19 protein-coding genes are annotated in these 19,596 nt (G+C 48.0%); 1 reads left to right on the top strand and 18 read right to left on the bottom strand.

The annotated features are described in order from the left end of the window. Window positions 1-137 precede the first annotated feature (137 nt). The 6 genes from J3353_RS06345 to J3353_RS06320 form a co-directional block, all read right to left on the bottom strand. Entirely contained in the window at window positions 138-1,478 is a 1,341-nt protein-coding gene (locus J3353_RS06345; protein ID WP_009321442.1) for a virulence-associated E family protein, read from the bottom strand. Next, window positions 1,363-2,103 carry a CHC2 zinc finger domain-containing protein gene (locus tag J3353_RS06340; RefSeq protein WP_014079457.1) on the bottom strand — a complete coding sequence of 247 codons (741 nt, stop codon included), beginning with the start codon at window positions 2,101-2,103 and terminating at the stop codon, window positions 1,363-1,365. Before J3353_RS06340 ends, J3353_RS06345 begins: the two co-directional genes overlap by 116 nt. Before the next feature lie 47 nt (window positions 2,104-2,150). Next, window positions 2,151-3,623: a MobQ family relaxase gene (gene mobQ / locus J3353_RS06335; protein WP_074104019.1), complete on the bottom strand. Its 1,473-nt coding sequence runs from the start codon at window positions 3,621-3,623 to the stop codon at window positions 2,151-2,153. Between the two features lie 2 nt (window positions 3,624-3,625). Then, on the bottom strand, window positions 3,626-3,943 hold the full coding sequence (locus J3353_RS06330) for a DUF3847 domain-containing protein (protein WP_019162597.1): 318 nt from the start codon (window positions 3,941-3,943) through the stop codon (window positions 3,626-3,628). A 284-nt stretch (window positions 3,944-4,227) separates the two neighbouring features. Further along, window positions 4,228-4,431 (bottom strand): hypothetical protein, encoded by a 204-nt coding sequence (locus J3353_RS06325; RefSeq protein WP_004614949.1) that lies wholly within the window; start codon window positions 4,429-4,431, stop codon window positions 4,228-4,230. A 147-nt stretch (window positions 4,432-4,578) separates the two neighbouring features. Further along, window positions 4,579-4,803 carry a helix-turn-helix domain-containing protein gene (locus J3353_RS06320; protein WP_005362423.1) on the bottom strand — a complete coding sequence of 75 codons (225 nt, stop codon included), beginning with the start codon at window positions 4,801-4,803 and terminating at the stop codon, window positions 4,579-4,581. Between the two features lie 302 nt (window positions 4,804-5,105). Here J3353_RS06320 and J3353_RS06315 point away from each other — a divergent pair, with 302 nt between their 5' ends. Beyond that, window positions 5,106-6,146, top strand: a complete 1,041-nt coding sequence (locus J3353_RS06315; RefSeq protein WP_207684439.1) for a DUF6076 domain-containing protein — start codon at window positions 5,106-5,108, stop codon at window positions 6,144-6,146. A 224-nt stretch (window positions 6,147-6,370) separates the two neighbouring features. Here the strand turns inward: J3353_RS06315 and J3353_RS06310 are convergent, their stop codons facing one another. From J3353_RS06310 to J3353_RS06255, 12 genes are all read right to left on the bottom strand, one after another. Next, window positions 6,371-8,749: an FtsX-like permease family protein gene (locus J3353_RS06310; protein ID WP_207684438.1), complete on the bottom strand. Its 2,379-nt coding sequence runs from the start codon at window positions 8,747-8,749 to the stop codon at window positions 6,371-6,373. 14 nt (window positions 8,750-8,763) lie between these two features. Next, on the bottom strand, window positions 8,764-9,429 hold the full coding sequence (locus J3353_RS06305; RefSeq protein WP_005927557.1) for an ABC transporter ATP-binding protein: 666 nt from the start codon (window positions 9,427-9,429) through the stop codon (window positions 8,764-8,766). A 5-nt stretch (window positions 9,430-9,434) separates the two neighbouring features. Further along, window positions 9,435-9,695 carry a hypothetical protein gene (locus J3353_RS06300; RefSeq protein WP_005927561.1) on the bottom strand — a complete coding sequence of 87 codons (261 nt, stop codon included), beginning with the start codon at window positions 9,693-9,695 and terminating at the stop codon, window positions 9,435-9,437. A gap of 129 nt (window positions 9,696-9,824) precedes the next feature. Beyond that, window positions 9,825-11,858, bottom strand: a complete 2,034-nt coding sequence (locus tag J3353_RS06295; RefSeq protein WP_207684437.1) for an ABC transporter permease — start codon at window positions 11,856-11,858, stop codon at window positions 9,825-9,827. 165 nt (window positions 11,859-12,023) lie between these two features. Then, window positions 12,024-13,055: a sensor histidine kinase KdpD gene (locus tag J3353_RS06290; RefSeq protein ID WP_173794037.1), complete on the bottom strand. Its 1,032-nt coding sequence runs from the start codon at window positions 13,053-13,055 to the stop codon at window positions 12,024-12,026. Then, entirely contained in the window at window positions 13,052-13,744 is a 693-nt protein-coding gene (locus J3353_RS06285) for a response regulator transcription factor (protein WP_207684436.1), read from the bottom strand. Before J3353_RS06285 ends, J3353_RS06290 begins: the two co-directional genes overlap by 4 nt. 211 nt (window positions 13,745-13,955) lie before the next feature. Further along, window positions 13,956-15,728, bottom strand: a complete 1,773-nt coding sequence (locus J3353_RS06280) for a recombinase family protein (RefSeq protein WP_207684435.1) — start codon at window positions 15,726-15,728, stop codon at window positions 13,956-13,958. 27 nt (window positions 15,729-15,755) lie between these two features. Next, window positions 15,756-15,965 carry a hypothetical protein gene (locus tag J3353_RS06275; protein ID WP_207684434.1) on the bottom strand — a complete coding sequence of 70 codons (210 nt, stop codon included), beginning with the start codon at window positions 15,963-15,965 and terminating at the stop codon, window positions 15,756-15,758. 9 nt (window positions 15,966-15,974) lie between these two features. Then, window positions 15,975-16,931 carry a MobV family relaxase gene (gene mobV, locus J3353_RS06270; RefSeq protein WP_207684433.1) on the bottom strand — a complete coding sequence of 319 codons (957 nt, stop codon included), beginning with the start codon at window positions 16,929-16,931 and terminating at the stop codon, window positions 15,975-15,977. Beyond that, window positions 16,928-17,146, bottom strand: a complete 219-nt coding sequence (locus J3353_RS06265) for an LLM class flavin-dependent oxidoreductase (protein WP_207684432.1) — start codon at window positions 17,144-17,146, stop codon at window positions 16,928-16,930. The genes mobV and J3353_RS06265 overlap by 4 nt, the downstream gene beginning before the upstream one ends. Window positions 17,147-17,541: 395 nt before the next feature. Continuing rightward, a complete protein-coding gene (locus tag J3353_RS06260; protein WP_207684431.1) occupies window positions 17,542-18,915 on the bottom strand; it encodes a phage/plasmid primase, P4 family in 1,374 nt (457 codons plus the stop codon). Then, window positions 18,887-19,507: a CHC2 zinc finger domain-containing protein gene (locus J3353_RS06255; protein WP_207684430.1), complete on the bottom strand. Its 621-nt coding sequence runs from the start codon at window positions 19,505-19,507 to the stop codon at window positions 18,887-18,889. Before J3353_RS06255 ends, J3353_RS06260 begins: the two co-directional genes overlap by 29 nt. Between the last annotated feature and the right edge of the window lie 89 nt (window positions 19,508-19,596).

Genomic DNA, 19,596 nt, shown 5'->3' with positions numbered 1-19,596 from the left:
TATTATTACTTTTTACTTTTTCTTTGATTTCTTGGTTGACATGGTTGACAAAGGAGAGAAATGCCCCAAATATCAGGCTTTTCCCCGTCAACCGGCTGTCAACCAAAGCGTCAACCAAACTGTCAACCGGTGGCTTTTCAGAATGGAAGTTCCATTTGCCGGGCTTCTTCTTCCGTGATTTCCTGAAAACCGTCCCCCTCCGGCGGAGCTTGGTTGACACGCTCCCAGCCTTTTTGAGAACCGTATTTCTTATACCGCTTCGGGCTTTTGTAGGCTACCCAGCCCTGTATGATGCCGCCCGCAATGCCGGTATTCATAATCTCGCAGATTGCCCGTGTCTCCCAGTCTGCCGGGGAATTTAAGTTCCCCAGCGCTTCCTCATAAAGCTGCTTGGAACATACCCTGTCGCCGGTGTAGTCCTCCAAATAGGCGTAGATCATGCCGGCCTGTGTGTCTTCCTGCATAAAGTCCTGCTGGTGGGCGTTCAGGTATCGGTTCATTTCCATGCTGAATGACAGCTTATACTTCCCACTGCGATAAACCGTCATGGCTTCCGCCCACATCTGTTCGATATACGCCCTCGCCGCCGCTTCATCGTCCAGTATGTGAACCTCCGCCCGTTCCGGGTACACCGTCACGGGGAGAAAGCGCCGGTTGCCGGTGCGGTCACGGGGTAAAAAGTCCTGCCGGTTGGTCGTCCCTCCAAATACACATTGCCGCAGCCGGTCTGCCGGATGTGTCTCATACGGCACTTTGTAGGTTTCTTTCTGGCGGCTTAAGAATGACTTGATTTCCTCAATACTCTTGGCGTTGGCTGTGGCGATCATCTCCGACATCTCGATAATCCAATGCCCTTGCAGCTTGCGGTACACATTTTCATCGTCCAGCTTTTTCAAATCGTCTGAAAACCATTCGTCCCTGCCTGCCAGCAGCCGGAAAAAGGTAGATTTCCCGGCTCCCTGACCACCAACCAGACAGAGCATGACCTCAAACTTGCTCCCCGGTCTGAATACCCGCCGGATGGCTCCCATCAGGAACAGTTTCAAGGCTTCATAGGTGTATTCGTCCGTATCGGCTCCCAGAAAGTGATGCAGGGCGTAACGGATGCGCTCTGTGCCGTCCCATTGCAGGCTGTTCAGGTAATCCCTGACTGGATGGTAGCGGTTTTCATTGGCAACAATCTTGATGGCGCTCTGCACCTTTTTCTCGCTGGTAAGCCCGTAATTTTCTTCCAGATACAAAAGCAGGTAGTTCATGTCCATGTCGGTCAGCGTGGTACTGGTGCGCTCCCAGCCCAGCGGCTTCACAATGTCAATCTGCTCCGTCAAAAGGTTCAGGCGCAGCGCCCCGCGAAACAGAGGGTCACGCTGGAACACCGTCAGGCAGTTTCGGATGCTGTTCTTCACGCCGCCTTTCTGCGTCCCCTCTAATGTTTCCCGGATTTCTGCCGGTGTCTGCGCCGGTTCCATTGTGTCCATCGTCCTTTTGACCGCTTCCTGCGTTTCCGGCGGCAAGCTCTGAAATTCGCTGTTCAAGCCGCAACACCTCCTTTCCCTGTGCGGCGATCAATGCCGCTTTTTCTTCTATTTCTCCGTATAACAAAATATCCAAAAGGTATTCTGTGTAGCTTATCCTCTGCAACGCTTCCACAAAAAGAGGATGCCAGATGGCATCCTGCGGCTGTGGGGCGTGTGCTGTTTTCCAATGCTCCAGCAGGCGCAGATAATCGCATAGCACCCGGAAACAATACCGTTCCGTTTCCTGAAATCTCTGCTCCGCTGATTTTTGTCGGGGCTGTGACCTGTTGTGACGCTTCCTATCTGGCGGCGCATTGCCGGATTTCTCATAGGAAACGCCGAAGTCCTCCGCAAGCCTGACCGCAGCTTCCCGTTTCCCCAATCCATGCAGCAAAGCGGCAAAGTCGATCACATCCCCGGAAGCCCCGCAGCCGAAGCAGTAAAAGCGGCTGTCCACTTTCATGCTGGGCGTGCGGTCATTGTGGAATGGACAGCAGACCATGCCGTTTCTCCCCACCCGGATTCCATAGAATGAAGCAGCCTGCCGGGTGGTAACAGACTGTTTCACCGCTTCAAATACATTCAAATGCTCCCTCCATAAAAATACTGGTAGCGGTAAAGCTGCCGGTTATATCATAGCTCCATCTCATGTTTCTTTCTCTGTACTGCCTGTGGCTGCTCCCTCCGGCGCAGTGCGGTATCTACGGCGTTCTGCACCTGCCGTAGCCGTATGACTTCCTCCCGGAGTGGCTTGTGCTGCGGAGACAGTTCGGCATACTCTGTTTTTAACTGTGCGTATTCCTGTTTCCATGCTTTCAGGGCAATGGGTTTTCCGTCCAGTTTTTCTTTCAAAATACGGCGGGCGGCATAAAACAGCCGTAACTCCGCATCGTGGGATGTTTCAAATTTCTCCCTCTGTTTCTTAAACTTGATATTGTTCAATTCCGTATGAACAGGTTTTAGCCGCTGGTAATTCTCGCCCTCCCGTATCAATTCCTGCAATTCCTTTATCCGGGCAGATTTCTTTTTCATGGAGTCGCTTAACGCTTCAAATTCTTCGTTGACAGAGGAAAGACGCTCCTGCAAATCCTCTAATGTGAGCAGCTTGTTTTCCGTCAGATAATTGACGGCTTCGGCAAACTGCTTTAAGTTTCCGGTTCTGGCTTTATTGCTCCATGCCCCTGCGTTGCGCTGGTTGTAATAAGCGATCAACAGGTCGGCAAGGCTCGGTGTCTGCGGTTTGGAAAGTTCTTCTTTTACCTCTGCCATCCAGACAAACAGGGCTTTGATCTTCTTCCTCACATCCTGCATGAGCCGGTTGGTGGCTTTAATCCAGCGGTTCAGTTCCCCTTTCTCGGTGCGGATGCCCTTTGCTTCCATCTGCCGGACATTAGCTCCCTCGTGGACAGTAGGTATCAGGTCAAGCCCCTGCCGCACATAGGAACGGTGGTCGATACGCACATCCAGCCCTTTTTCCTCAAATTTTGTATTAACGGCAGCCGCCCACTGCTCCCGCCAGTGTTCCAGCGTTTCCGGCTCATGCCAGTCTGTTGTATGGACAGCGTTAAACATATAATCGCCGTTTTTATCCCGGATTCGGTTTCCATCTTCATCAAGAAGATATTCCCGACGCTGTTTTTGTCCCCATGTGCCATCCGGGTTCAAAGGGCGCATGGTTGTCATCACATGAAAATGCGGGTTAGGGATGCCGCCGTCCTCTTTCTCCGGGCTGTGAAAAGCAAGGTCGGCAATCATGCCTTTTGTCACAAACTGCTCCTGTACGAACTTCCTCGCCAGCTCCATGTTTTCTTCCAGCGTCAATTCATTCTGCATGGCAATATCAAAGGAATAGGCAAGCTGTGCTTTTGGATGTTTCTCGCAGTTCTCCACAGCATTCCAGAGGGTCGCCCGGTCAAGATATATTTCCGGCGCATGGGGCGGCAGCATGATTTCCGAAGCGATCACGCCGCCCTTTTTGGTGTAGTCGCTGACTTCTCCATAGTAGCTGCTGTAAAGACGCTCCCCGGCTCGATAGGCTGCGCTGGCAATGGCGCTCTGACCGGCGCTGCGCTTGATCTGTGCGATTGAAAAATGATAAAGTGCTATCCTTAGTCACCGCCTTTCTCCTGCCCGGAAATACGGGCGTGGTTTTCTGCGGCAGACCGGATGAAAGGCTCCGCCTGCGGCAGATTCAAAATGCTTTCCATGAGGGAATAAAATTCCGTTTCGGTCAGCTCCTTTGTCTGTGGCACAATGCTCTCAACGGCTGCCCCACGGGTAATCAGCCGGTGCGTCCTCTGTTTCCGGGAACCGCTTTCCAGATACGCCTGCCGGTTTTTCAAACGCTGCATTTTCCGTTTTTCCCGTTCCAGCAGGACAGTGGTTTTTTCATATTCCTGCTTTAACTGTTCCAAAGATTTTTCCATGTTCTCACATCCTTTGCTTATAAGATAAAGAAAGACCATCCGCAGACAGTCTGTGTCAGTGCTTCTATAAAACCCGATGAAAAGGGAAAACCACAGAGCGGATTTCTCTTTGCGGCGGGTACACAGGGGATAGCCGCTTTAGCGGCGCAAGGGGGTGTAGCCACCTTGTCGGAGCGAAGCGAACGCAGACCTCGGATTGCTGATTTTATCAGCGGCAGAGGTAAGCTCCGCAGGACGCACGATACATGGTCTTTAGACTATGTATAGAAGTGCGCCCTTAGTTCCTAAGGGATTTTGCCGTTTCCGGCAGTCTTGTCCTTTTTCTTGGAACGCTTGGAAAGATACTTCGGGCAGTCAACCACAACCGCCCGGAAGCTCTGTTTACATTCGTGCTGGCATTTCCGGCACAGTTCGTTGTAAGTGATACGGCTGCGGTCATTTAAGAAGAAAGACCATTCCAACCGCCGCTTGTTACTCATTCTTGCCATAACCGGCTCCTTTCTCCGTTTCTATCTGATGTACGCAGATAGGCTGTTTTGATGTAGCGTCTCGGTATCATTTTTAAGTTTTTTTCCCTCTGTATGCCCCTTTGGAAAGTGCGGCAGTATTGCAAGTCAGGGAATGATACCTCACGCTTATTTGTCGCTTCCCGGTACGGTTTCGGAGCCTTTTGCCATCCATTCAAAGAAAGCAATTTTGCTGACCTTGATAAGTCTGCCCCTGCGGAACGCTGGAAAGCCGGGTGTGTGTACCAGCTCATAGGCGCTCGCTCTTGAAATTCCCATAATCCGCTGAATGTCCGCCACATCCAGAACCAGCGGTAAATCCTCGTAGCTGTTCAATCTCTTTTTATCGTTCATTCTGTTCCTCCCATAAATCAAATAGGTTAAAATGCTTCCTGTTGCCGTTCTCCCCAAAAGCCGTTTTCCTGCCCCATTCCTGCGGTGTTTCCCTGCATTGGTGCGCCGAATGCGTCACTTCTCCTGCCGGTCATATCCCTTTTGGACGGTCATTCACTTGTCAAGGTACTGTGCGGTACGAAATTACCAACCGCAATCATCATAGCGTACTATCCTTGACAAAACAATGATTCTGCGATACCATGAGTGTAACGGATATAACTGAATTATATAATTACCATAAACAAAGGCAGGGGATAGGGATGGAGAATCAGTTTATACGGCATGAGCCATGTTTTGAGAGGATTTTGTTTGTCCTGACGCTGGACAGGAAGAAAATGAAAGAGCGGATTTTGATTGGGGAAGAACAGCAGATCCGCTTCCGTCTGAACGGGAGCCAAAACGCAGAGGTGCTTTGTGATATGACACGCCCACTGGGAACTTTTTTGATAAACTTTGAGCGTGACACGGACAGAGACTGGAACTTATACGGGCTTTCTCCGCTGCGGCAAGCTCTCCACTCCAACCGATGGAAACAGCCGGAGCTGGAGCAGGCGGCAAGCGAATTTCTTTGGGAGAAATATCTTAGCAACGACCCTCTGAAAATGTATGTGGCGTTCCGTATCTGGAACAGCTATCTGCTTGCCAGAGAACCCCGTGACCGTAACGCTGCCTGTGACCGCTTCATGGATAAAATGAGCAGACTGACCGGGGTATTCCAAAACGAAACCATGAGCTTTGACAGGGAGACAGGAAAACCGAAACAATTTCAAGCTGGCAGCCTTTATTTCAAAGGCGCACCGTCAGAAGATACCCGGCTTGACCTCTGGTTCCCGGACAACTGGCGCACAGAAGAATGTGTGTCTGCCTATGCGTCCCTCTACCCGTTGATTACCTATTATCTGAACAGGCTGAATGACTGGGGGCTTTGCTTCCGGCGGTGCAAGGTCTGTGGAAAATATTTTCTGGCAAAGAGCCAGCGGTATGAGCTGTGCAGCGACAAGTGCCGAAAAGCACAGGCGCTTCAAAACAAGCGGGAATTTGACGAGAGGTCAAGAGAAAATAACTATGACCTGCTTTATAAAAATGAATGCCAGAACTGGCGCAACAAAATAAACCGGGTAAAAAATACCGCAGGCTTTCCGGCTGACCGTCTGGAAAAAATACAGGCTTCCTTTTCCGACTTTAAGAAAGAAGCCTTACAGAGAAAAAAGGCTGTAAAAACAGGAACGGCCAGCCCGAAAGAATTTACGGACTGGCTGTATCAGCAGAGTAATGTAATTGTTGAGCTGACCGAGATATGAAAAACTTTCTATCGTCAATTTCGCATTATTGCAATAACAGATTGCTTCTTCCATGAATGGTAATATTATCATCAAACTTTTGGAAGAACTATAAATGTCCGAGGTGCCTTTGATTTCGACAAAAAAACAGGCTGAATTGTTACAAAGCTCGGACATTTCAAAAATTTTTTGAGAAATGGCGAAAAAAGCGGGGCAGCACACGCCGCCCCGCCGATCCCATACGGTTATTCCATCGCCCGCATTTGTTCAATCAGGGATTGCTTTTTCTGTCTGCGGATTGTCCATACAGACAAGATCAGTTCCATTCCGAACAATACCAGAATGAACAGTCCCATTTCCAAAACCGGGAATTTGTAAGGCACTACATTTCCGGCAAAAGCTCCTATACTCATTTTTCTGCAAGCAAAGATGGAAGCCGGAAGCCCAACGATCAGCGTCGCCAATGTTGCAAAGAGCGCATAGCACAGCCCCTCACAGATGTTCATTTTACATAGCTGTTTTTGTGTTAGGCCGATAGAACGCAGAATACTGTTTTCCTGCTTTCGGGCTATCTGGTTAGAGAGTGTCGTATTGATAAGGTTGATAACGCCAAAGAGAAATACCAACCATGAAAGTATCTCCATACTGCCAAACGCAAAAGAATTTGTCATTTCTTCATATTCAATCACTGTATTGATTTCATCTAAGGCAATATTACTATGGCTGGCAACAATATTTTTCAATTCAGCTCCCACATAGTTCGTTTTTTTAGGGTCATTTACAATGCTCCATGAATAGTCAAAAGAGGTGATTTCCGGGTGCAGTTCGTGGAACAATGCTTCTGGTGCAAAAAGAGTTGCCCCATCTAAGTGCATCCTGCCATGTCCTGAATATACCTTTGCAGGAGCGTATAACCCCGATATGGTAACAGAAACGGATGGCTGTTCTTCTCCCAAAGAAATCTCAACCGTTGAACCAACACCCATATCCTCATTCTGCTTTAGCACATTATAGTCAATTACAATACTACGGGAATCTGTTGGCATGGTTCCCTCTGTCAGAGCCGCTTCAACTGCCGCATAATTCTGGTCGGTCAGCATATCGCACATACCACCAGCTTGATGAATCTCTGTTTTATAAGTTGCATGGAGAGATTGCCTGCTTGGAATTATATCTGTAACGCCATCAATAGATAAGATTTCCTGCTTTAATTCCTCATTCAATGGATTTCCCGCTGCCATAACCTTTTCTTCTGTCATTTCAGAATCCAAATAAATTTTATAGTCGCCGTCTGGGAAAAACTGTCTTGCAAGCGCCTCTGGTGAGCGCAGCAAAACAATGGAGGATACCACAAGCAGGATAATTCCGCCCAAACTCAATGAGGCTACAATAGCAACGGTCTTTTTTCGGTCACGCCTAAAATTTGCAATTCCCATTGAAACAGGATTGAGCTTGATATTCTTTTTCCGGCTGCGGATGTCCTTTTGCGCCGGGGTAAAACGGACGGCTTCAATGGGGGAAATCCCTGCCGCAATTTTCACCGGCTTACGGATGGAAACAGATACCATGATCCAACTGCTTATAAGCGTTAAAATAACCGTTGCCACATAGGAAACAGCGTTAAAACCCTTGGAAAACAGGAGGAAACCGCCGCATACGCCCAGCACTGTGCCAATCAGAATCCCGATACTGCCGAGTTTGCGTCCCTCGTTCTTTACAATCCGCTTGATTTGCTTTGGTGTCGCACCAATCGTCCGAAGCTGCCCGTAGCTTTGGATTTTGTCATTGATGGAGATACGGAAGATACTCTGGATCACAATATAGCCGCCAATCAGAACAAGGGCAATCACACCTGCCATCAGTGCAAAATCAAAGGATTTAGAAGCATAGGCAAAATACTTACTGTTCATTTTGGGCATAGGAAGCTGATATTCCTCCGCAATCTCCCTGCAATAAGAGGTCATCAGTTCTTCGCCCAACTGGTCGCTGTTTTTGAAATGGACATAGGCGCGATAGCCAGTCGGGTCAAACCCTTTCCATTCTGTCAGGGCAGCGTTGGAAAGAATGATAGCGCAGGTATTCGCTTCTTTTTCATTTACGCTGTCCATAATGCCGGTAACGACATAATCACCATGAAAACTCTCTGTATCTAAGGTCACAGTGTCCCCAATTTTGGCATTGTTTCCATAGGTGGAAAGAAAGTATTCGCTTACGACAACTTCATTTGCTTTTTCAGGAACCCTCCCCTCTAACAACTCCATCTGCGCCTTGGTAATCTCCATCATTTGCGCGTCGCAATACACATAAGACGCATGATAGCCCTGTTCCGAAAGTTCCTCACCCAGCATATAGTAGCCGCCTACGCGCTCAAACTCCGGCAGTCCTTTCAGGGTTTCAATGTCGTTTTCCTCCACGCCCAGCCAGACCGCCTCATAAGTATCGACAACCTGATTGCGTTGCATTTGTGTCAGGGAAGTAGACACAATTCCCGTAAAGCAGATCAGAAACGCCGCCAGTGCAACGGCAATCACCACCATCAGATTCCGGCGCTTCTCGCTTTGCAAACTTTTCTTTGCCAGCTTCTTTGTAATGGCGCTTGTATCATTCTCAAAAGGCCATGTCATAGCCTGCCATCTCCTTACTCCACAATCTTGCCGTCCTCAATGCGGACAATCCGATCTGCAAGGCGGGCAATGTCGTTGTTGTGGGTAATCATCACAACAGTTTGCCGGAACTCTGCACTGGTGCGCTTGATAAGCCCCAGCACCTCGGCGCTGGTCTTGCTATCAAGGTTGCCGGTTGGCTCGTCGGCCAGAACAATAGCCGGTTTGGTAATCAAGGCGCGGGCGATAGCCACACGCTGCTGCTGGCCGCCGGAAAGATTGTTCGGCATATTTTTCAGTTTATCTTCCAGCCCCAGCAGGTGAACGATCTCGTCCAAAAACTTCTGATCCACCGTGTCCCCGTCCAGCTCCACCGGCAGGACGATGTTCTCATACACATTCAGGATAGGAACAAGGTTATAGTTCTGGAAGATAAAGCCGATGTTGCGGCGGCGGAAGATGGTAAGCTGTTCGTCGTTCATTTTCGACAGTTCTTTGTCCCGGACAATCACATTGCCGGAAGTAGGGGTGTCCAGCCCGCCCATCATGTGAAGCAGGGTGGACTTGCCGCTGCCGGAGGTTCCCACAACGGCCACAAATTCGCCGTCATTTACAGAGAAGTTCACGCCGTCAAGGGCGCGGGTGATATTCGGCTCTGTACCGTAATACTTTTTCAGGTCGATAGTCTGTAAAATTCTCATAAAATTCAATCCTTTCTTTGTTTGTTGTAAATGCGGAACGCTGCTGCGCCGGTGGCCGCCAACTGTACCAGAATCAGCACAGCGAACAGTCCGAAGCTCTCATAGTAGAACAGTTCATCCCAAAACAGGAGAACATCACAGAGGGCAGTCAAGGCAACCGTCCAGCGGATGTGCTGGGCCAGCCTTTGCCAGAACGCCAGCACAAGGGCAACGGGCGGGACGATCAGCAGCGCCAGATTCAAAATCATGGTCGGGGTCAGTTCCATTGCAACGCCTCCTCACTTTTGTTGATAAGGTCATTGCAAAACCCAAATGTCCGCGAAATGTTACAGCGGCCAAAAAATTTCATCGAAAATCGGGGTGAAATGTTACAACGCTCGGACATTTCAAAATTATTATTCAACTACCCTTAATCGAGCTACAATACTTGTTTTTCTAAAATAGCGAAACGAAACATGAGGAACTATAATCGCCACAACGCAAATAACAATTCCCTCTAATATCAACGGGAAAATCGTAGGCTGTATTGTAAACAGCCATAAGTCAGGTTGATTAAAGAAAGTAGGAAGAATTGTATTTGCAACAATAAGAGAGAGAGGTAAACCCATTACACAAATCAGAAATGCGTAAAACAATCCCTCCAATACGGTCAATTTGTTAATTTGTTTTTTCGTCATTCCGATGCTCTCTAATGTAGCAAATTCCCGTTGCCGGTTTATAATGCCCGTTATAATGATGTTGGAAAAATTCACAAGCCCGATACTTCCTAATAGAAACCCAATAAGGCCACCTATGATAAAAATAGTTTGTTTTAATCCATTCATAGTTTGTGCCAATGTTTCAGACGATGCGTATTCAACGGTAGGCAAAGAATTGATGTACTCGGTCGCTGGCAAAAAGTGTTCTTTTTCCACATCAAACACATAACTCATTATGGCTGGATTGTTATACAATTCCACAAACATCTCATTACTCATATAGAAAATAGGACAATCGCCGCCAACATCAGTGTAGCCAACATTCTTACCCGGAGATTCTACCAATGAAAAATCAACCACTGCACGCGCAATTACCGAAACCGTTTTATAAGGCAATCCATCTTTGTAAATGGTAACTTCCTGATTGAGCGGACAAAGAAATTCAGGAGATTCATTTGGGTTGATCGCTGAAATTTCTATAACATAGTTTCCACTTTCCAAATATGAGGTTAGTTGCTGTATATCTGTTTCTCCCTCAATGAAATTCAATTTAGGAAGTATTGATTTTTCTACCCCGTAAATATTGCAAAGAGGTCGATAATCAACACCGAGTTTTACTGGATAAGTTCTGCCATCAACCATACCACTTCGTATAAGGTGATTATCTTCTGTGTATTCGTCTAATACTTCCGTGACCAAACTACCATAATCATAAGTAACACTGACATCATCCAAAGTGTTTTTATAAATTCGACTTCCGTTCAGCACAGGAATATTATTTTCAATATCAGATATGATTTCATTACTAACAGAATCATCTTTAAATCGAAAACCTTGCACATTAGAAAATGTGTTTGGGCTTGCCACAACAAAATCAAATGAGGTAACAGAAGATACATATTTTTTAACATCAACACTATTTCCGATTGCGATTGCACTGTTTAGGAGAATAATGCAGAGTATCATGGATAAGACGATAAATATGGTACGCTTTGAATTTCTTATTAAATTTCTCCATGCCATTTCTGTTATTCTATTCTTAAACGAAAGACGATTCTTGTTGGCACTATGATAATTGTCTTTTTCATAGTATCTAGTTGCCTCAATGGGCGAAATCGTAGCTGCAATTTTGAATGGTTTCTTTATGCTCACCCAAACAGTAATCGCACTAAATATCCCGGCAACGACAAAAATAATAGGATTAAAACTCAAGTTCACAGAAAGATTGTGATACTCGCCTTTCATAAAATTAAGAATCCACGGAAGCATAAGTATTCCTACTATATATCCTAAAATCAACCCAATAGATATACCAATTATAGACAGCCAAAATGCTTGCTTATAAACAATTCGCTTGATTTGCTTCTCCGTTGTTCCGATTGTTCTTAATAAGCCATATTTCTTTATTTCTTGAACAACAGAAATCTCAAAAATATTGCGAATGAGCAAATAGCCCGTTATTACAAAAATCATAATAAAAAACAGGGCTGCTATTATGGCAATCCAATTTACAGATGTACCAGTGGACGGGCTGGTTCCCCTAATTTGCAAAATAGTTGTCTGTATAGACTGGATCGCTCCAACACATAAAGTCGTTACAGAAGTAAAAAGCATTGATGTTAAAACGATTGCTATTACAGCAACAATATTTCGTAATTTGTTGGCTTTGAAGCTTCTTTGCGCCAGCTTCTTTGTAATGGCGCTGGTGTCATTTTCAAAAGGCCATGTCATAGTTGTATCACCTCCATATTTGATAAGGGTATTGTAAAACCTAAATGTCCGCGAAATGTTACAGCGGCCAAAAAATTTCATTGAAAATCGAGGTGAAATGTTACAACGCTTGGACATTTCAAAAAAATTTACGGCGGGCAGCCGGAAATGGCCGTCCGCCGCGTTCTATTTTGTCGGCAGCATAATGGAAAATTCTGAACCCTTGCCCGGCTCCGAAACCACTTTGATATAGCCGCCTTGCCGCGTTACGATCTCGCGGGCCAGATACAGGCCAATGCCCACGCCCTGCTGTTCGTGTACTTCTTCCTCACGATAGAAGCGCCGGAAGATGGCAGCCTGATTGCTTTCGGAAATGCCCTTGCCGGTGTCGGTCACTTTGACCTCCACATACATTTCCCACAGCACCACTGACACGGCGATTTTCCCGCCTGCCGGGGTGTACTTCACTGCATTGTCCAGCAGGTTAAAGAGGGCTTCGGATGTCCACTTGCTGTCATGGAAAACGGTCAAATCCTCCGGGCAGTCCACGGACACAGCGATTTCCTTTTTCTCCGCTGCATACACAATCCCACTCATGGCCTGCGCCACGGTATCAAAGAGGCGACCCGGTTTCTTATCCAACTGGATCACGCCCGTTTCCAGCCGTGAGGTTTTCACAAGGGCCTGAAAGAGAAAGTCCAGCTTATCCGTCTGGCTGCGGATTCCCCGGATAAAGTCGGTGCGCTCCGCCTCGGTCATGGGCTTTTCCAGCAGGGTGTCCGTCGCCATTTTCAGATTGCTTACCGGCGTTTTCACCTGATGGGAAATATCCGATACAAGGGTCTGTAACTCCTGCCGTTCCTCGTCCACCCGGCGGCGGTTCTCCTGCATGATCTGGTAAAGCCTTGCCAGCCGGTGTCCGATTCTGGCAAGCTGGGTTTCGCTGTCCTCTGGCCGCTGGGGCGCTTCATTCCCGGCGATCATGTGGTCTAAGGTCTGGCACAGGTCAGCGGTAAACTGCGACAGCCGCTTTCCAAACGCCTGCGTCAGTACAAAAATCCCCACAAGGGCGCACAGCAGCAGCGTCCCGCCTGTCAGCAGCACCGCAATCTGTTTTGTCACAAGAAACAGGGCTATGGTGATCCCGGACATGGAGAGGGCAAGCCCCATTGCCACCCGGCTAAACAGCCGCTTTACCGAGAGATTTTGAAACTTCATTTTGCCTCACCTCCCGTCCATTGATAGCCCATGCCGTAAACGGTCTTGATGTAGGGCGCGCCGCCGTCGGATTCAATCTTGCTGCGAATCCGGCTGATGGAGGTTGTCAGGGTGTGTTCGTCTACAAACCGCTCGTCTATATCCCACAGCCTTTCCAAAAGCTGCCCACGGGTCAGCACTTGCCGGGGATTTTTGCGGAACAGGTTCAGCATTTTGTACTCCATCGGGGATAGGGTCAGGGGCTTGCCGTTTAGGGAAGCCGTCTGCTCCGAGAAGTCCAGAAACAGCCGCCCGTCGTCGTAAATGTCCTTAGCCGGTTTGTGGTGTTCCAGCATGGCGAACATGGCTTTGATTTTCCGCTGCAAGGCCCCGATCACAAAGGGCTTTGTGATGTAGTCCACCGCGCCCACCTCATAGCCCCGTATCTGGTCGCTCTCCTGATCGTTGGCGGTCAGGAAAATCACGATGGTATCCGGGTGCTGGGGCTTTATCAGCTTGCACAGTTCAAAACCGTTCCCGTCCGGCAGGTTGATGTCCAGCAGCACTAAATTAAATTCCCGCTGGCGGATGGCTTCGGCTGCGGTTCTGGCATTTAGGGCAGAAGTCACGCCGTAGCCGTCTGCGGTCAGGTTATAGGCCAACATCTTATTCAAAAAACTGTCGTCCTCGACAATTAAAATCTGCTCCATATTCTCACTTCCTTTGCTTTTTGCAGATAGTATAACAGGCAAATGTCCGAGAATTGTTACAAGGACAAATATATTTATCATTTTACAGCTTTTTTATGTGTACTGCAATTTTATAAAAGAAAGGACAGCAGTATCATCAAATTGCTGTCCTTGCGGTTTATTATAGCTGGTAGTGTATAAGCGTGGGTTCATCATATTTGGTGTGGTATCTTTAACTATGGGAAACTCCCTTTTGCAATCCTGAAGTGTCCATGCCCTCCAAAGAGAACTCTACACGGACTTTTTTGGAGTCGATCTCACCCTTGGAAAGTGCAATGACACATTCAACTTGCTGTTCATTAGTTCTGACAAATAATGCTCCGCTTTCACCATCGTAGGTAACAGGGAAGGTGAAATGGATCGTCTTTATCAGATGCTTGTCATCCCGCTTTTCCGGATACAGCTCTATAAACGAAACCATAGCCTGCAACAATGCCTTTTTATCCTCCGGCGACATGACATCGTAATACTTGCTGAAGCCTTCCAGCATTTCAAAGATGGATTTCTTCGTCATGGCAGATTTTTCAACCATAGCGATTTTCTGATCTACTTCATCAAGTCTTGTCTGTGCATCCTCGATCTTTTCATACAGGTCATCCAGAATACGATTCAGACTGTCTACTTTACTTTGATAGTGCCTATCCGCAATGTCAAGCTCCGTCAGTCTCTTTTCAGTCTGGAGCAGATTGCCGCTATATTTGGTGATCTCATTTCGGATTGCTGTCTGCTTCTTCCGCAGAGAATTTACATCTGTCTGGATATCAATCTTTTGAGAAATAAGCTCTACAAACTCCGGGATTGTCACCATGGAGGATATAACCTCTTTCACCTCGGTTTCCAGTTTGGTGCCGCTGTAATACTTGTTGGCAAGAGAACAGCTGATCCCGTTTCTATCTCTTCCGGATATGCACCGATAGGAAATATATCTCGGATAATAACCTTCTTTTCCGTTTTTCTTTTTCCTTGGCGGCGCAGTATAACCAAAGATGTTTTTTCCGCAGTCTGGACATCTGATCAGGCCGGTTAGTGGATAAACGGTCGTACTGTCACTTCGGGTTTTTCGATGGGCAACATTCTTTTTCAGCCGCTCTGCTGCTTTTGCAAAAGTCTCCTTGCTGACAATCGGTTCATGCACGCCATCCACAAGGATAATCTTGCTTTCATCGTCTTGCTTCACGACCTTCGTTTCGTTGTTCTTTCCCTCAACCTTTACCGTATGGCGGCGACCGTAGGAAATCATGCCTGCATAAACCGGATTACTGAGAATGATACGAACGGTTCTGTCTGTAAAGCCGGAGATTTTTACATTTCCGCGCTGCTCACGCTGGATGTTTTCATCATTAAGTTTCTTTGCAATGTAGCTGATGCTCTGCCCTTCCTCTGTGTAGAGCCGGAAAATTTCCTTGACCGTTTCCGCTTCTTTCTGATATATCATTAGTTTTTTATCCTTCAAAGAATATCCAAACGGGGCCTGCGCTCCGTTCCAGAGACCGTTTCTGGCTTTTTGCTGTCTACCGGCAAGCGTCTGTTCATGAATGTTCTCAAGCTCGACTTCCGCGACAGCTCCCATAATATTTGCAATCATCTTGCCGGTAACGGTTGAAGTGTCGATCCCGTCCTTGATCCCCAAAAGACCAATTCCATAGCTTGAAAGCTCCTGAAGGTACTTTGCGGTGTCACTGGTATTTCTGGCAAAACGGGAAAGCTTAAAAACAAGAACATAACGAATGTTGTCCTTCTTGCTCCGAATATCCTCCATCATCTGCGTAAAGGCAGGACGATGCTCGGCATTCTTTCCGGATTTCCCTTCATCCGTATATTTCCCGACAATATTGATCTTGCGCGCTTCCGCAAAAGCTCTAATTTCTGCTTCCTGTGCCTCAAGAGAAAAACCGTCCACCTGTATCAAGGTTGAAACACGTGTATATATGTATGCATTTTCCATGGACGGTACCTCCTTCATTCTGTTTTGTCAGTAATAAACATCTACTTCAAACAGTATAAACGATGACAAAAAACTTTTCAATAGCCGCAGTAAAAAAAGAAGAGGGCTGGATGCCCCTTCTTGCATCCAGCCCTCTTGGTCTTCTTCTGTTTCCATAGACTTATACTTCATCAGCAGTTCGGCGATCATCGTAGAACAACGAATGAAGTTTACGTCTCTCATCAATTCATTGTTCATAAGCTATCCTCAACGTTCGTTTTGCAATCCTGTTGTTTTTCTCCTATAAGCAGCTACAATTTCCGGTGGTATGTTGTCTATCAGAGCATGAAGCTCACAAAGCTCCTGCTCCGTTTTTCCGTATTTCAGTCTGTCCGCAATCTTTTCCTTGCTGGCATCTTTTGCTGTTTGTAATTCCGCTTCCAGTGCGCTGTTCTCATCAGAAAGCGCTTTGTACGCCTTATCATACTTTCTGAGCTTCGTCCGCAGAGCTTCTGTTGCCGGAACATATTTGTCCAACAATGCCTCCAGTTCTTCCATTTTCGATTTTTTATTAAGAAGATTGATATCTGTCATCAGTTTCAGTATCTGCTCCTTCATCCGGTTCAGATGGACAGCCTCCTTGAATACCCGCGGTGGGATATGGTCGCGTCCGGTTTCACCGGCACTCTCGCCGCGCTCCAGATCGGGGTATTTTTTGACCATGTGCTCCCAGAACCTGTCCTGCCACTGCGTCAGCTTCTTCTTGTTGCCGACGATTTCCTTGGCGGAGAGCCGCTTGTCCGCTGTCAGCGGGACAAAGCAAAGGTGCATATGGGGCGTTTTCTCGTCCATATGCACCACGGCGGATATAATGGTTTTGGGATCCTGGTGTTCCCGGATAAAATCCAGCGCCTCCTGAAAATAGGCCTTGATTTCGCCCTTTTTCTTGCCCTTAAAGAACTCCGGGCTGGCAGTCACCAGCGCCTCCACCACGCGCACGCTGTCCGACCGCGTGCGGCAGCCTGCCTCCGCGATCTGCTTTTCCGCCTCGGCGCGGTATTTGCGCTGCGGCGTCACCAGATGGAAATTGAGGTGGCTGCGCGCCGTGTCCACGTCGGGGTTGCTGGCGTACTTCTCCTTGGTACGCTCGTTGTGGGACTCGATGTGGCCGATTTCCGGCCCCTTGTACTTGGCAAAGCGGAGAATGGCGTACTGTGCTTTCATCGGCGCTCCCCTCGCTTCACCCACACGATGTCGCAGTCCAGCACGTCGGCCAGTTCCACGACCTCCTTGTAGCGGATGCTCTCCCTTTGCAATTTTGCGGACAGATTGGAAACACTGTCCGACCAGCCATATTCATCATGTAACAAGTCAACAACTTCCTGCATGGTAAAACCGGCGCGAACGATCTGCGCCTTGATCTCATTGCGTACACTCATATTCAAATTTCCTCCAAAATTCAGATGATGAAAAAGCGAAGCCAGCACGCCATTCGGCGCATCCGCTTCGCTGTATCGTGAAAAATTCTATTGTCGTCAAATCCGCTCAGAATCGCCGTTATGATGTCCTGTTCACAGGTGGCACCTATCGACTTTTCTGTTCTGTGTGACTTTACTCTAAAACGTGTGATTCTCCACGCTTCCACGTACTCGCTTTGCTGTTCCGAGAAGAGCGATTCCGTGAAACCATTTCTGCCATCAGGCAAATAATTTACGGATTTCACTTGGCTTGATTTCGTGCCCGAAAATATAGGCTTTGCCGGTCAGAGTTTTTCATATAGCGGCGTTTCAGGAAAGTAAAACGTACATACGTACACGGCGCAGTCGCAGAAAAATCATCGCCAGTCCTCCGGTACGTACGTATACTCTGAAACATCAGAAAACCCGTTTATATTAGGTCTGGCAATCGCTTCAATACCGAAGAAGCCCCATACACGCCGTCCGGCAGCATTGGTGATCTTGTTGCAGTATTCAAGATTGTACTTGCTTTGGTTCGCAATCACACTCTCGCTGAAGCTGCGGCGCTTTAACGGTGTCAGATTATTTTCCTCACACCACATCCGGTAAATTTCGTACAAGTCTTTAGAGCTGATGGTGCAGTCCGCCTTCAGCCGGATATAGCCCTCGGATTCCAGAAAATCAAAGACGTTATTGTTATCTCGCTTCACTGCCTCCCGGTTATCCCGTGTGCGCTGGCTTTCCGTGAATTTGAAGTTGTTGGCGGCAAGCCGCTTCAAGCCCTCAAACGCCCAGAGGAAAATCCCCTCGGCTTCGGCTTTCATCTTTTCGGCAAGGTCAGGATCATCTATCCGTCCCGCAGGCTTTTCCTTGGTAGTCAGCACAAGCTGTCGGCGGTAAAATCCATCGCTCCGGTCATATAGCGCTTGCAGATCGCCATTGGAGAACGCCAGCAGGCGGGCAAACATCCACCCTTGATAGCTCTGCTTGCCCTTGCGTTCCAGATCCATCTTACCTTGGGCGGTCACGATAGACTTGACATAGTTGGTCTGCCGCAGTGCTTCCATCCGCATATCATCATCCACGCACAGCAGAATGTGTTCCAGGTCGGCGCGGGCAAAGCGGTTTTCAGAAATTTTGCCGATGCTGCCATCCTTCATGTTGCTGCCGAGAAGCGCAACCAGCACAGCACCGATCTGTGATTTTCCTTCACCACCGTTTCCCTTAATCACCATCATGCGTTGCCCCTTATTGCTGGGAATCAGGCAATAGCCAATAAACTCCTGTAAGGTTGGAATGTCCTCTGTATAGAGAAGCCCATCCAGAAAAGAAAGCCACCGGACGGGAGCCGGTGCGTCAGGGCGGTATGCCACCGGCAGTCTGCTCCGCACAATGTTCGGTCTGCCCTCGGTAAAGCTGCCGTCCAGCTTCAAAGTACCGTTTGCCAGATGGATTCTATCTGCTTCCGGTGCAAAGTCCTCCACATGAGCCGCCAGCTTCATCACCTCCAGAATGTTGGTGATTTTGCGGGGGATATTGTTCACGGCGCAGCATTTCAGTTTCTCATAGATTTCGCCACGAAGCGGCAGATCGTCGGTCACCCTGCCATCCGGCGTGAAGAAAGCGCCATTGGCAAAGATGATTTTCCTGCTGCTCAGAAATTCATCACAGAACAGCGCCTCATTGATATTTGTGCCATCAAACCATATGGGCGCGTCTAAATTAGCCGATTTCCGTTTCGTCACGGGCATCCACCTCCTTTTCCGTCCGTTTCAGGCGTTCTTCCAGCCGGTCAATCATGCCGTCCTTTTGAAGTATATCCACGGTTTTCACGCGAACCTCCAACTCCGCAAAGGTTAAAATATCTGTCAGATCCTCGATATAATCGAGCATCTGGCAGGCTTCCACAAAGTGGTCATCAAGAGTATCATCCGGCGTTTTGGGCGCGTATTGCACCTTCCAATGCGCCAAAAGATGCAGATAATCGCACAATATCCGCTGACAATGCAGCGTCTCATTCTGGAACGCCTTTGCCAGCGGATATTTCGGTTTCCGCAGCGCTGCCGCAGCCGGGGGCTTGTCCGGGTCAATCCCAAAGTCATACGCCAGCTTTTTCGCTGCGTCATAGTTGCTCAGATTGAACAGCTTTGCCACAAGGTCGATCACGTCACCAGTTGCCCCGCACCCGAAGCAATAGAAGTAATCCTCATTCAGCTTCATACTGGGTGTACGGTCATTGTGGAAGGGACAGCAGACCATGTTGCCACGATTTACTCCCAATCCGTAGTATTCGGCAGCCTCTTTCACGGAAACTGCCATCTTGATTTGTGTAAATAAACCCATACCTGTTTCCTCCTGTAAAATAATTGAACTTCGCCGTTCTACCCGATGCCGTTCCTGCCCGAGTCCTTACCCCGGCGTTGCCTCTTCCT

Origin of the sequence: Faecalibacterium sp. Marseille-Q4137, from assembly GCF_017377535.1 — a bacterium.
GTDB classification, from domain to species: Bacteria; Bacillota; Clostridia; order Oscillospirales; family Ruminococcaceae; genus Faecalibacterium; species Faecalibacterium duncaniae.
This window is presented reverse-complemented; position numbering and strand designations above follow the sequence as displayed.